Annotated in this window: 13 protein-coding genes and 1 tRNA gene; 8 read left to right on the top strand and 6 right to left on the bottom strand. The window is 63.8% G+C overall.

All coding sequences use genetic code 11. The features are described from left to right. Positions 1-137: 137 nt before the first annotated feature. The 4 genes from ADU59_RS24885 (at position 138) to ADU59_RS24870 (ending at position 4,219) form a co-directional block, all read left to right on the top strand. Positions 138-803: a dihydrofolate reductase family protein gene (locus tag ADU59_RS24885; RefSeq protein ID WP_068957695.1), complete on the top strand. Its 666-nt coding sequence runs from the start codon at positions 138-140 to the stop codon at positions 801-803. A 227-nt stretch (positions 804-1,030) separates the two neighbouring features. Continuing rightward, the gene (locus tag ADU59_RS24880; protein ID WP_068957693.1) at positions 1,031-2,728 is read left to right on the top strand and encodes a flagellin N-terminal helical domain-containing protein; all 1,698 of its coding nucleotides are present in this window, start codon (positions 1,031-1,033) and stop codon (positions 2,726-2,728) included. 439 nt (positions 2,729-3,167) lie between these two features. Further along, positions 3,168-3,881, top strand: a complete 714-nt coding sequence (locus ADU59_RS24875) for a DNA helicase (RefSeq protein WP_068957642.1) — start codon at positions 3,168-3,170, stop codon at positions 3,879-3,881. Between the two features lie 29 nt (positions 3,882-3,910). After that, positions 3,911-4,219: a HigA family addiction module antitoxin gene (locus ADU59_RS24870; protein WP_068957640.1), complete on the top strand. Its 309-nt coding sequence runs from the start codon at positions 3,911-3,913 to the stop codon at positions 4,217-4,219. Between the two features lie 73 nt (positions 4,220-4,292). Here ADU59_RS24870 and ADU59_RS24865 read toward each other — a convergent pair whose 3' ends face one another. The 6 genes from ADU59_RS24865 to ADU59_RS24840 all read right to left on the bottom strand — a co-directional run bounded on the left by ADU59_RS24865 (position 4,293) and on the right by ADU59_RS24840 (position 9,905). Beyond that, a complete protein-coding gene (locus tag ADU59_RS24865; RefSeq protein ID WP_068957638.1) occupies positions 4,293-5,489 on the bottom strand; it encodes an ABC transporter permease in 1,197 nt (398 codons plus the stop codon). A 5-nt stretch (positions 5,490-5,494) separates the two neighbouring features. Continuing rightward, a complete protein-coding gene (locus ADU59_RS24860) occupies positions 5,495-6,637 on the bottom strand; it encodes an ABC transporter permease (RefSeq protein WP_068957636.1) in 1,143 nt (380 codons plus the stop codon). Further along, positions 6,637-7,338, bottom strand: coding sequence for an ABC transporter ATP-binding protein (locus ADU59_RS24855; protein ID WP_068957634.1), 702 nt, complete (start codon positions 7,336-7,338; stop codon positions 6,637-6,639). The genes ADU59_RS24860 and ADU59_RS24855 overlap by 1 nt, the downstream gene beginning before the upstream one ends. Continuing rightward, positions 7,335-8,450 (bottom strand): efflux RND transporter periplasmic adaptor subunit, encoded by a 1,116-nt coding sequence (locus ADU59_RS24850; protein WP_068957691.1) that lies wholly within the window; start codon positions 8,448-8,450, stop codon positions 7,335-7,337. The genes ADU59_RS24855 and ADU59_RS24850 overlap by 4 nt, the downstream gene beginning before the upstream one ends. Before the next feature lie 59 nt (positions 8,451-8,509). After that, complete coding sequence (locus ADU59_RS24845; RefSeq protein ID WP_068957633.1) at positions 8,510-9,538, bottom strand: helix-turn-helix domain-containing protein; 1,029 nt, start codon at positions 9,536-9,538, stop codon at positions 8,510-8,512. 293 nt (positions 9,539-9,831) lie between these two features. Further along, positions 9,832-9,905, bottom strand: a tRNA-Gln gene (locus ADU59_RS24840). Between the two features lie 401 nt (positions 9,906-10,306). Between ADU59_RS24840 and ADU59_RS24835 the strand changes: the two genes are divergently transcribed. From ADU59_RS24835 to ADU59_RS24820, 4 genes are read left to right on the top strand one after another with little or no spacing between them, the layout of a single operon-like run. Beyond that, positions 10,307-10,603, top strand: coding sequence for a cupin domain-containing protein (locus ADU59_RS24835; RefSeq protein ID WP_068957632.1), 297 nt, complete (start codon positions 10,307-10,309; stop codon positions 10,601-10,603). A gap of 11 nt (positions 10,604-10,614) precedes the next feature. After that, positions 10,615-11,553: an MBL fold metallo-hydrolase gene (locus ADU59_RS24830; protein ID WP_068957630.1), complete on the top strand. Its 939-nt coding sequence runs from the start codon at positions 10,615-10,617 to the stop codon at positions 11,551-11,553. Continuing rightward, positions 11,553-12,008: a thiol-disulfide oxidoreductase DCC family protein gene (locus ADU59_RS24825; protein WP_068957629.1), complete on the top strand. Its 456-nt coding sequence runs from the start codon at positions 11,553-11,555 to the stop codon at positions 12,006-12,008. The genes ADU59_RS24830 and ADU59_RS24825 overlap by 1 nt, the downstream gene beginning before the upstream one ends. After that, a complete protein-coding gene (locus ADU59_RS24820) occupies positions 12,005-13,699 on the top strand; it encodes a DUF4166 domain-containing protein (RefSeq protein WP_068957628.1) in 1,695 nt (564 codons plus the stop codon). The genes ADU59_RS24825 and ADU59_RS24820 overlap by 4 nt, the downstream gene beginning before the upstream one ends. Positions 13,700-13,760: the final 61 nt, after the last annotated feature.

Genomic DNA, 13,760 nt, shown 5'->3' with positions numbered 1-13,760 from the left:
CCTCCCCCGCCGATCCCGATCGGCGGGTTTGTTTTTGGGGCCTCCGCCCTCTTCGCGCAATGCCGCCCCCTTGACCCGCCGCGTATCTGATCCACCTTCCCTGCCAGGAGAATCCGGCATGCAAAGGGAGGATGGCGATGCGGACGATCGTTGCAGCAACATTCCTGAGCCTGGACGGCGTCATGCAGGCGCCCGGCGGGCCGGAGGAAGACCCGACGGGCGGCTTCATCCATGGCGGCTGGACCGTTCCCTACTGGGACGCGGCAATGGGCGAGGTCATGGGCAAGATATTCGACAGGCCCTTCGATCTTCTGCTCGGCCGCAAGACCTACGAAATTTTTGCCGCGCACTGGCCCTATGTCGGCGCCGACGACCCGATCGGCCCGGTGTTCAACACCGTCACCAAATATGTTGCCACCCGATCGGCCGCGCCGCTGACCTGGCAGAATTCGGTAGCGCTTGACGGCGATGTCGTGGCTGAGGTGAAAAAGCTGAAGCAGGGCGACGGTCCGCTCCTGCTGCTGCAGGGATCAAGCGACCTCATCCAGACCCTTTTGTCCGCCGACCTGATCGACCAGTTCAGCCTGCTCACGTTCCCGCTGGTGCTCGGCCCCGGCAAGCGGCTGTTCGGCAAGGGCACGATGCCGACCGCCCTGAAGCTGACCGACACCCAGGTTTCGACAACCGGCGTCGTGATGAGCACCTATCTGCGGGATGGAGGGATCACAACGGGTTCGTTCCAGCTGGCGGAACCGACAGAGGCGGAAAAGGCCCGGCGGGCGAGGATGGCGCGGGAGGGGTGACGCGGCATCAGCATCCCTCCAGAACCTGGCGCGGAGGCCCGCGCACCGGACACGATCACGGAACATTCCGGATTCTCCTTTATTTTTATATATTTAGAATTTTCTAAAATCCTTATATCTCTGTGGCACCCGTGAAATTTTACCTATCGTTAACCATGAATATGGTTGTGTCGCCACAATCATTACCGCCCATGACGGGCGTCCCTTCTCTTTATTCCGGTGTTTTCATGGCCAGCATTCATACCAATGCGGGCGCAATTGCCGCGCTCCAGACACTTCGTACCATCGGCTCCGGCATGGAGCGCGTACAGGCGCAGGTCAGTTCCGGGCTGCGCGTACAGACCGCTTCCGACAATGCCGCGTACTGGTCGATTTCGACGACGATGCGCTCGGACAATCTGTCTATCTCGACGGTAGCGGATGCGCTCGCACTCGGTGCGGCCAAGACCGATGTCGCCTATTCCGGCATGGACGCGGTGAGCGCCCTGCTCAGCGAATTCAAGGCACGGCTGGTCGCAGCGAAGGAGCCCGGCGTCGACAGGAGCAAGATCCAGAAAGAGCTGAACGAACTCAGCCAGCAGATGACCAGCATAGCGACATCGGCCAGTTTCAACGGCGTAAATTGGCTCAGCACGGATCTCGCCGACAATCTCGTCGATGTCTCAACGTTCAAGACCGGGATCGTCGGCTCCTTCGCCAGATCGGCCAGCGGAACTGTCTCGCTCCAATCGCTCGACCTCGATCTCGCCCGCATCAGCCTGTTGAACACGGGCGGCGGCGGCGCGCTGCAAAAGGATATCAGAAGCCTTGGCACCATCGGCGGATTCCGCCCCACGAATTTCACCACCCACAGCCACGAGGGACATCAGGACCACGCCTTCACCGGCCCGGCGACCTTCAGCGGGACGGACAGCATCACCTTCGATCTGACCATCGATGCCAGTACGCATTCGGCCGGCGTGACGGTGTCGGTTACGATCGACAAGGCATTGATCGACGCGGCGCTCGGCACAAGCGACGGCATCATCGGCACGGCCATGCAGATGCGCACCGTTCTTGAGAAAGCATTCGTGGACGGCGGCATTCCCGCGACGGCCTTTTCCGCGCGCGGCAGCTCGTTGACAAGCAACCGGTTCGAGATCGGATCACTGGAAACATCCGGGCATAACGGCTCCAGCATTGCCATTGCCGTCACGAGTACCAGCTTCCCGGCGGGCTTCGCGCTCGGGCTGGAGAGCAATGTGCATAATATCGACCACGACAATATGTACCCGAGCTGGTCCTTCGGCTTCGACGGCCCCTTTACGGTCCATAACCAGTCCGAATTCAGTTTCGACGTCAGCCTGGGTGGCGGCGTCAGCTCGACGGTGACTGTGGATCGCTCGATCGTCGATACCGCGCTTGGCACCACCGATGGGATTGTGGCCTCGGCGAGCGCCCTTGCCGCCATCCTCACGCTGGCCGCGCAAGGCCAGGGCATGGTCGCGATCGCCACCGGCAATATCATCGAGCTGACCGCCGACCAGACGCTTTATCCGGATGCGGGCAACAAGGCCCCTACCCTGACGATCAACAATGTCCGCGACAATATCGGCTGGATTGTCGATTTCGATCTGACGGAAGTGGATATCACCGATCCGCTGGACCGGCTGGATCATTATCTCGCAGGCGTCGAGGAGATGCTCGGCAAGACGATTTCGGCCGCGGCAACGCTCGGTTCGCTGCAGTCACGCATCGACATGCAATCCAGTTTCGCGCGCAACCTGATGGATACGATCGACAGGGGCATCGGCCGTCTTGTCGACGCGGACATGAACGACGCCTCCACGCGGCTCAAGGCCCTGCAGACGCAACAGCACCTGGCAAACCAGGCACTGCAGATCGCCAACACCAATTCGGACAGCATCCTGCAGCTCTTGCGGTAACATACACCGGCAACAGGCCTTGCCGCCCGTGGTCTCGCAAGGCTGTTCGGCAAACCGTCATGCCCGCTCAATGCAAGATATCTGACGCAAGCCGGAAAGCGCGACTAAGCTGCATAGTCGGCATGCAGTCTTGAGCCGCAGGCATGCCTGAACGGTGAAGGCTGTTGGCCCCGCTTGTGTCCACGTGGCACTTGCGGCCGGTTGCCGCTGGAAAATGGCGCGGAGGCCGATCCGGCACTGATATTTTTCACCCCGACCGCGCCCACCCGATTTCAAACCGGCCACGCTTGGGTTACGCTTTGATTCTGGCGCACCCACGCCTCCCCCCTCCGCTTGGGAAAGCATGAAACGTGCCGGGCCGATTTATGATTGAACCGACTGTTCGAGCATCAGGCATAAGGAGGGATTGTGACCATTGCTCGCAATAGGAGGTTTATCCATGCCCCTGTCCGCGCCGGTCTATCACCTGAAGCGCCAAGCGAAACTCCTGTCCCGCAACGAGAAAATTCCGCTCCACGCGGCACTTGACCGCATCGCGCTCAAGGAAGGTTTCAGCCGCTGGAGTTTGCTCCTGGCCAAACGACCCGCGACCGCGCCCGCCGGCGAGTTCTTCGGCCGATTGACACCCGGAGACCTCGTGCTGATTGGCGCGCGGCCCGGCCACGGCAAAACCCTGATGAGCCTTGAACTGGCTGTCGAAGCCATGAAATCGGGCAATCGCAGTGTCTTCTTCACGCTGGAATATACGGAAAAGGATATTTTGGACCGCTTCCGCGCGCTTGGGGTGGATGTCGCGCATTTCAACGGGCTCTTCGGCTTCGATACGTCCGACGCCATCAGCGCCGGCTACATCGCCCAGACGATGGCGGCGGCACCGCCCGGCACATTGGTGATCATAGACTATCTGCAACTGCTCGATCAGAAACGCGACAACCCGGAACTGATGGTCCAGATTCGGGCTCTGAAAGCCTTTGCGCGGGAAAAAGGCCTGATCATCGTTTTCATCTCTCAAATCGACCGATCCTACGATTCATCTGAAAAACCATTTCCCGGCATCGACGACATCCGGCTACCGAACCCGCTGGATCTGACGCTGTTTGACAGGACGTGCTTTCTGAACAGGGGCGAGGTACAGTTTCGGGACGTTCGTTGAGATTGCGACAGCTATCGGTGAGGTGACAAATGTTGATGACCAAGCGCAAGCCGGTGACGATCGGCGAGATCCTGACGGAAGAGTTCATGCAGCCGCTTGGCCTGACGCAGGCCGCCCTAGCCGAAGCCATGGGCGTCCAGCGCAAGCATGTGAACGAATTGTGCAATGACCGGCGCAATGTCACGGCGGCGACCGCGCTGATCCTGGCGCGTGTGTTCGGCAACAGCCCGGACTTCTGGCTGAACGTGCAGCGCCGCAGCGACCTCTGGCAGGCCATGAACGACCCCAGGGAGCTGGCGCGGATCGAGCGTGCGAAACCGCTGGCAACGGCGGCGTAACGGAAACACGCCTTTCCAGAGTGGGTCGTCCCGCTGCTTTTCGGCAATCTGTCGCAAGATGCACCCACACCCTTCACCCGCTTGCCCGCAGCGCGGCCGTCAGTGGTAGCCTTGTGGCGGCGATGGCGGGGAGCGCGCCGCCGAGGATACCGATGGCGAGGCCGAGAAGGCCGGATGTCAGCATGACATCAGGCGTGACGGTGAGCTGAAAGGCCATGCGGGCATTGTTGGCGCCGATGGTGCTGGCCTGCCAGCCATTGAAGACCAGCCATGAAGCGGCGAGACCGAAAACAACACCGGCCCCGGCGAGGACGACGGCCTCGACCCATGTTCCGAGAAAGGCCGAGAGACGGCTGAAACCCAGCGCCCGGACGGTGGCGATCTCGACAGTCCTGTCGGAAACCGAACTCATCATCGTGTTGAGAGCGCCTGCCGTTGCGCCGATGGCCATCAGAAGCGCCAGCGGCCAGCCGAACAGGCGGATCAGGCTCGCCGTCCGTCCGGACTGCGCGGCATAGAGATCGGCCTCGGAAAGCGCCACCAGCGGCGTTGCCGTGATCGTGGCGAGCGTGTCCTGCAACGGCTTGAGAGAGGCGGGACCGGCAAGGCGCAACCGGAGACTTTGCACCTGTCCCTGCCTGTCGAAGGCGGCACGCACCGCATCGAGGCCGGCCCAGATTTCGGATTCGAAGGCGCTGCCACGGGCAGAGAAATGTCCCGAGACCGTCCAGTCGACCGACCCGAGCCGCACCGTAGCGCCGACACCCAGGCCGAATTCGCTGGCGAGACGATCGCCGACGACGACCTCGCGGGCACCGGGGGCGAAGAGGCGTCCCGACGACAGGGTGATGTTGTCGCGGATGGCCGGGCCGCTGGCATCCATACCCCGCAGCGCCAGCGTCCGAGCGGTGCCGTCCGCCGCCTTCATATCAACGGGCACGACGATTTCGCGGGACGAGACGAGATTGCCGGCGGGATCGCGAACGACGCCGATATCGCCGCTCATGGCATCCAGCGTGCGGATGACGGCGGCGGGAATATCCGAGCCTGCCTCCTGATTGGTGCCGCCGCCAAGGACCACGGCAACCATCGGGGAGCCGGCACCGGTCAGCGCCGTTTCGAAGCCCTTCGCCATGGCGAGAAAGCCGGCGAGCACGCAGACAACAAGGGCGACCGACAGGGCCATCGACACGGAAATGGCCAGACGGCGCGGCAGGCTGGAGAGATTGGCCCGGATCATCACGAGCGTTTGCTGGGTGTGGGTCGACATGGCGGTTACCTCGTTCTGAAGGCTTTGATGATGGGGGTTCGCATCGCATTGACGGCCGGCAGCGTGCCGGTCGCAAGGCCGAGGGCGGCGATGATCGCCAGCGCCTTGGCAGCGATCAGCGGCGAAAAGACCAGACCGAGATCAGGACCGGCGAAGACGGTTGCTAACTTGGCCAGGACAAGTCCGACACTTCCGCCGACGATGAAGACGAACAGCGTCTCTGCGAGGATCAGCGCCATGATCCTCAGCCGCGAAAAGCCGAGCGTCTTCAGGACGCCGATCTCGAAGGTGCGTTCGCGCACGGCAAAGACCATGGTGTTGACGACGATCATCAGCAGCGTGACGAAGGCCGCCCCGACCACGAGATCGACGATCAGGCCGATATCGGCATATTGGCGCAGGAAGGCTTCGAGGAACTGTTTTTCCGATTGCGTGCGCGTCGGCGCGGCGGAATTGGCAAACAGCGTGTCGATGCGGGCGGCAAGCTCGCCCGGCGGCACGCCCTCGCGCGGGCGCACGATAAACGCGTCCACCGTGTCCCTGCCCCGCGCCCGCGCGGCATTGACATAATCGTAGCGGGCGATGATGAAATAGGTGTCGGATGCGGCATTCTCGCCCTCGAAGACACCGGCTATCTCGAAGCGCCAGTCGCGGCTGCCGTCCTGTTTCGCGACGTCGAAAGCGGTGACCGCGATGTGCTGGCCAACCGTCCAGCCCTGCGCCTGCATCAGCGCTCGGCCGACCAAAACCCTGTCGCGGGCACCGCTGATCGCCGCCACCAGATTCGGCGTCAGCCCGAGACCCTTGCCGTTGACGGCGATGAGCCGCTCCGGATCGGCAGCGCTGACGGCAACGACGTTTTTCTCCACCGCGACGAAGCCGCGCAGCCGCGTCATCGCGGCCAGCGCCGCGATATCGGGATCGGTGGCAAGCCTTGCCGCATGTGCCAACGGCAGAGGTTGGGTGCGGCCGCCGGCGCTCATGACGCCGAGAATATCGTCGCTTGCCGCAGACGTGCCTTGCGTGCCGGCAAGGAAGCTCGCCGTCAGGCCATAGATCAGGAAGGCAACAGCGATGCAGACCATCAGCAGCAGGCTGCGCAGTGGTTTTCGCCAGGCGTTCTTGCGGGCGAGAGTAAAGAAGGTCATCAGGCGGCCCTCTTCTCTTCGATGAAATCACCCTTGTCGAGATGCAGCGTGCGCTTGGCATAGGAAGCGGCCTGCGGATCATGTGTCACCATGACGATGGTCTTTTCCAGCTGCCGGTTGAGGAAGCGCAGCATCTCCAGCACCTCGTCGGCGGACGTGCGGTCGAGATCGCCGGTCGGCTCGTCGCAGAGCAGCAGGCCCGGATCGGAGACGATGGCGCGGGCGATGCCGACGCGCTGCTGCTGGCCGCCGGACATCATTGCCGGGTATTGCTTTTCCCGGCCGGCCAGCCCGACGAGATCGAGAACCCTTTCGACCCGGATGCGCCGCTCCCTGGCCGACAGCGGTTTCAGCAGCAGCGGCAGTTCGACATTCTGCGCCGCCGTCAGCATCGGCAGCAGATTGTAGAACTGGAAGACGATGCCCATGTGGTGCGCCCGCCAGGAGGCGCGCGCCGCCTCGCCCATCTGGTCGAGACGGCTGGTGCCAATACGCAAGGTTCCGGCATCCGGCCGGTCGATACCGGCCAGCATGTTGAGCAGCGTCGATTTTCCCGAGCCGGACGGTCCCATGATGGCGACGAAATCGCCGCGCGGGATGGAAAGATCGAGGCCGGAAAAGATCGGGATCGCCTCGCCGCCGATGCGGTATCCCTTGGTGATAGCGCTGAGCGCGATATAGGTCTCCGGTGTGCCGGTCATTGGGTCCTGTCTCCAGTGTCGTTGAGGGAAATGCGGATGCGGGCGGCCATGTTCGGCCGGATGCCCGGGGGCGGATCGGAAAGCTGCAGGCGCAGTGTGATAGTGCCCTTCTCGGCGGCTGCGACAGGCGCCAGCCGCGCCACCTCGACGGCAAAGGGCTGGCCGGGAAAACCGTCGAGCACGGCTTGGCCGCGCAGGCCCGGCCGCAGCAGCGCGATGCCGGTTTCCGCCACGTCCGCGTCGATGACGAGGCGCGCGGTATCGGTGATGGTCAGAAGGCTCTGGCTTTCGCGAACGCTGTCGACCCGCGCCAGCACGATGTCGCCATCATGGGCGTCGAGGCGGGTGATGGTACCGGCGAAAGGCGCGCGCACCGTCAGCTCCGCCAGCCGCTCCTGAGCAATGCGAATGGAGAGCGCGGCACGGGCAACCTCCTGTCTCGCCTGCGCCACCGCATTCGATGCGCGGTCCGTGGTCGTGTGCGCCTCTTCGAGCATCTGCCGGGAGGCCGCATTGCGGGCGGCAAGGGTTTCCGTCCGTGCCAGCGAGGTATTGGCCTGCGCCAGATCGATGACGCGGGCGGCAAGGACCAGTTCCGCCGTAACCTTCGCAGCTTCGGCCTGCTCAAGGGCAAAACGGGTGCCGGCGTCGTCGAGCGTGACCAGAACCTGACCGGCCGCGACGGGGTCACCCGCTTCCACGGCGACATGGGCGATCCGGCCTTCATATTTGGCAAAGACCGTGGTCATGCGCGGCGCGACCACGAAGCCGGAGCCGGTGATCTCGGCCACGGCCGGGGCGGAATCGCGGATCGCAGATTGTTCCGTCTTGCCCTCTCCCGCGGGCGCAGTCGTATTCGCAGATACGGAAACGGCTTCCGCCGGCTCTGGCGAGGCGGCGAACGGCATCGGCAAGCGGCGGGCCGTCTCCGGTTGGATGAGGACCAAGCCAAGGGCAGCAGCCAGCGCGACAAGGCCAAGGGGCAGCATCAGACGCCGGAGCCTTGGCTTCGGCGGCTTGCTATCGTCAGGAACGGGCGCAAGCGACAGGGACATGAGTGTCCCGGCCAGCTTGCGGTCGTGTTCGGTGTCGAGGTTGAGATGTGTGTTCATGCCGGGCAGCATCACCGGCTGGGGGCACAAACGAGACCTGAAACGCGTTTTTGGCCGTGCTAGATCGCGATCGAGGACGGTTTGGCTTTCTTCTCCCGCCATTCGAGCGGCGTCATCTCGGTGACGCGGCGGAACTCGCGATTGAAGTTGGACTTGGTCTGGAAGCCCACCTCGAACATGATCTCGGTCACCGGCTTTTCCGTTTCCGCCAGCAGACCGCAGGCTTCCCCGATCCGGTGCTCGTTGACATATTGCGAGACATTCTTGCCCGTCGCACGGTTGATCGCGGCGGAAATCTGCCGCGCCGGGATGCCGAGCTTGCGGGCCAGCCGGTCGAGATTGAGATCGGCATCGCGATAGACGCGCCGCGTCTGCATCAATGCCTCGACCGCCGCGATGGTTTCCCTGTCCTCCGCCAAATCCGGCCCTGAAGCGGCATCGTCCGTCTCGACAGGCGTATGGCTTTTGCTGGCGGCGGCGGCGGCAACCGACAGGATGATCAGCGCCGCAAGATTGCCGATGGCGATCACCGGCCGGGTATACGCCCCGTGCGTCCAGGCCAGATCGAGAGAGACAAAGGTATCGATCGCGGCCGAGAACAGTAGCGCAAGCGCGGCAAAGAGGATGGCGCGGTAGGCCGGCACGGCCCCCTCGAAGGGCGCGAGCCGCAGCGCATCCGCCCCCGGCCGCATCAACAACAGGATCGCAACAGCATAGCCGACGGCGATCAGCACCAGCGCCGCGTCGATGGCCTCCCGCCACACCGCCATCAGGACAATGACGACGAGAGCGGGAACGGCATGGAGCCCAAGACGCTGCAACAGCGGCTTGCCGCTCCTGCGCACCAGCGCCGTCACCCCGGCATAGGCAAGCGGCGGCACGATGGCTGCCCCCACCGGCGCCAGATACATGACCTCCTGCACGCCATACCCCCAGCGCAGCCCCGACAGCAGCGATTGAAAGACGCTGAGCAGGATCAAGGCAAGGAACGGCCGGTTCGCCCGCGCCCCATCATCGCGCCGGACAACGGCGGCGAAGAGCACAAGCAACAGGATGGCGACGACAAAGGGCAGCGGGACGAACGGCATGAAGGGGCGCACGGCAAGAAGCGGGAGGGACAGGGACCGGGGCCATCATGACCCAGATCAGGCAAGAGTGCGACCTCGATCGTGATTAAGGTCGTGAAATGGTGGGGGATGGGTGTTGTTTGTGCTGGTTGTTGAGCAAGGGGCAGGTGGCGGTTCGGGATCAATCCCCACATACCGGCAAGGTACCAGAGTGGATGATATTGAACCGCCGACGCATAAACTACGTGCATCATCCGTCGGATACGGCGTACAGATTCGCTCAACTATCTATCTGATTTATTGAAAATAAAAAATGGCTGGGGCGCCTGGATTCGAACCAGGGATGCCGGTACCAAAAACCAGTGCCTTACCGCTTGGCTACGCCCCAACACTTGGCTGACGGCAAAGCGCCGGGCCAAATCGTGAGCCGGTTTAGCAAAGCCGCACGCATGCGACAACGGTTAAGTTGGGGTTTTGCGCGGATTTTTCAAGGTGGGCGCCTTGAGCGACTGACCGGGAGAAAAGACGCGATCTCTGGTGAAAGCCCCTCATCCGGCCTGTCGGCCCCCTTCTCCACGTCAACGGGGCGAAGGCGCGCGTGGCAAACTCCGTCGTTCCCTCTCCCTGCAAGCGGGGAGAGGGCTAGGGTGAGGGGCCGCCGTAGAACCGACGGATCCCCGTCACCCGCGTCGCTACGGCGCGTCGAAAACACGCAAGATCAATGCCGGAAACCCGTTCCTGTCACCGTTTTTCTGCGCTAGGGTCCGGCTGCCAAACCCGGAGACCTTCATGAGCATTTTCCGTGCCCGCCCGCCTGCCAAGCCGACCCTGCTTCTCGACGACGACATGGTGCGGATCACCCGCTGGGATTTCGAGCCAGGGGCCGATACCGGCCATCATGTGCATGGCATGGGCTATGTCGTCGTGCCGATGACCGACTGCCAGTTCCTGCTGGAGGAGCCGGGCGGCGAGCGGCGGGTGGATATCGCCAAGGGCCAGGCCTACCGGCGCGAGGCCGGTGTCGAGCACAATGTCGTCAACAACGGCAAGGACTTCATGTCGTTCATCGAAATCGAGTACAAGTGAAGAGACGGCGCATGGATGGTCCGGACTTCGATCTCGACTTCAAGCCCGCCCATGGCGAGGCGGTGACGGTGGCCGACGGGGTGCAGCGCATCACCGTCAACAATCCCGGCCCCTTCACCTTTCATGGCACCAACAGCTATATCGTCGGGGACAAATCCGTCGCGGTGATCGATCCGGGGCCGGAAGACGAGGCGCATTTTCAGGCGCTGATGGCGGCCCTTGCCGGACGTCAAGTGACCCATATCGCCGTCAGCCACACCCACCGCGACCACTCGCCGCTGGCCCGCCGTCTGAAGGCTGCGACCGGCGCGCTTGTTGTCGCCGAAGGGCCGCACCGGGCGGCACGCCTGCTGCATGCGGGCGAGATCAATCCGTTTGCCGAAAGTTCGGACATGGATTTTGCGCCGGATATCGCGCTGGTCGATGGTGAGACGGTTTCGGGCGACGGCTGGTCGCTGACCGCGCTCATGACACCCGGCCACACCGCCAACCATGCGGCCTTCGCGCTGGGGGATGCCGGCGGGAAAGAGACCGGCATCGTCTTTTCCGCCGATCACGTCATGGCCTGGGCGACCTCGATCGTCGCGCCGCCGGACGGATCGATGACCGATTACATGGCCTCGCTGGAAAAGCTGCTTGGCCGCGACGATCGGCTTTACCTGCCCGGCCATGGCGGCCCGGTGACGGAACCCGCCGCCTTTCTGCGGGGGCTTCGGGCGCACCGGCGGATGCGCGAACGCGCCGTGCTGGAGCGGGTGCGCGCCGGCGACACCCATATTCCCGAGATGGTGAAGGTCATCTACGCCACCACCGATCCGCGGCTGCATGGCGCGGCCGCGCTGTCGGTCTTCGCACATCTGGAGGACCTGCTGGAGCGCGGCCAGGTCGAGACCGACGGTCCGCCCGCCCTCACCGGTGCCTTTCGCCTGGCGCCCGGCGGAGCCAGCTGATGCAGCCACAGCCTGCCTATAGCTACCGCGACGATCCAACCGTGCCCACCTTTGCCGACGATCACCCGATCATCGTCTTCGATGGCGAATGCATCTTCTGCTCCGGCTGGGTCAATTTCGTCCTGCGCCACGACCGGCAGGGCCGATACTGCTTCATCACCGCGCAATCGCCGCTCGGCGAGGCGCTCTACCGGCACTACGGGCTCGACAGCCGCAACTACGAGACCAATATCCTGATCGAAGACGGGATCGCCCTCCTGAAATCCGAGGGAACGCTGCGGATGGCCGCCGGCCTCGGTTTTCCCTGGAACCTTACCGGCGTCCTGCGCATCATCCCCAAGGCGTTGCGCGATCCGCTTTATGAACTGGTGGCGCGCAACCGCTACCGCATCGCCGGCCGCCGCAATGCCTGCTTCGTGCCGACACCGGAGCATCGCAGCCGGTTCCTTGCATGAGCGGAGAGCGGCTGCGCATCCTCATCCTCGGCGGCTACGGCACGTTCGGCGGCAGGCTGGTGCGGCTGCTTGCCGACGAACCGCGGCTGACGCTGCTGATCGCCGGGCGGTCGCTCGACAAGGCGACGGCTTTTATTGGAGCGGTCGACGCCAAGGCGACGCTGGTGCCTGCGGTGATGGATCGTAGCGGCGACTCAGGCCCTCTATTGTCGACCCTCAATCTTGATCTCCTCATCGATGCCTCGGGGCCGTTTCAGGATGCCGGACCCGATCCGTATCGTCTGGTCAAAACTTGTATCGCGCTTGGCATCTGCTATCTCGACCTCGCCGACGCGACTACCTTCGTCGCCGGCATCTCCAGCCTCGATGACGCGGCAAAGGCAAACGGCGTCTTCGCCCTCTCCGGCTGCAGCAGCTTTCCCGCCCTCTCCTTCGCAGCACTCGCCGCTTTGAAACCGGGATTTGCCAAGATCGAAACGGTGACATCGGGCATTGCCCCCTCACCCAAAGTCCGCATGGGCCTGAACGTCATCAAGGCAGTCTCCAGCTATGCCGGAAAGCCGGTGGCGCTTCGGCGGGACGGCAAACCGACAACCGGCTACGGCCTGATGGACGGTGTCCACTGGACGATCGCGCCACCCGGCGGCATTCCCCTCAAAAGCCGCCGCTTCGCCCTTGCCGATGCGCCGGATCTTGTCCTGTTGCCACGGGTGTTGCCGGGGCTGAAATCCGCCTTCATTGGCGCCGGCACCGAGCCGCAGATCCTGCAACGGCTGCTCGGTCTCTGCGGCTGGCTGGTACGGCTCAAACTGCTGCCGGCATTGGCGCCGTTCGCATCGCTGTTTCATCGGGTGTCGCAGCGTCTGGGCTTCGGTGAGCATCGCGGCGGCATGTTCGTCACGGTCACGGGCACGGCGATCGACGGCGGCAGGCTTGCGCGGTCCTGGCATCTGATTGCCGAAGGCGACGATGGTCCTTTCATTCCGGCGATGGCGGCGGAAGCGATCGTTTACGGCTGGCTTTCGAGCCGAAAACCGCAACCCGGCGCGCGCCCGGCAACGGGCGAACTGACGCTTGCGGAGTTCGCGCCACTGTTTTCGCGCTTTTCGATCCGCTCCGGTATCCGGGACGACAGCCCGTCCGGAGAGACAGCCCCGCTCTATCGGCGCATGCTGGCCGGCGCCTGGAATGGTTTGCCACCTGCGATCGCCGCCATGCACGACAGCGCCGCGACACGAACCGTTGAAGGACGCGCCACGGTCGAGCGCGGCACCGGCTTGGCTGCCCGGATCATCGCCGCGATCATCGGCTTTCCCGCTGCCAATCCCGACATTCCGGTCAGCGTCCGCTTCGAATGCGCCGATGGCAGGGAGACCTGGATCCGCACGTTCGGGAAGACATCCTTCCGCAGCGTCCAATCCGCCGGCACCGGCCGCGACACATATCTGCTGGCCGAGGATTTCGGGCCGTTTCGCGTCCTGATCGCGCTGGTTCCGGACAAGGGCCGCCTGCGGCTGGTGATCCGCGGCTGGCGTTTCCTTGGCCTGCCGCTACCGCTGTTTCTGGCACCGGGCGGCGAGACGTTCGAGGAGGAACGGGACGGCACCTTCCGGTTTCACGTCGAGATCAGCAGCCGGCTGACCGGCCTGATCGTGCGCTACACCGGCTGGCTTCGTCCGCAGGCCGGCTGAACCGTTCGGCCCTTCCGCCACGCCCGACATCGCGCTGCAAGGTCAAAAGCAGGATGACATC

Source organism: Pararhizobium polonicum, assembly GCF_001687365.1.
Classification (GTDB): Bacteria; Pseudomonadota; Alphaproteobacteria; order Rhizobiales; family Rhizobiaceae; genus Pararhizobium; species Pararhizobium polonicum.
This window is presented reverse-complemented; position numbering and strand designations above follow the sequence as displayed.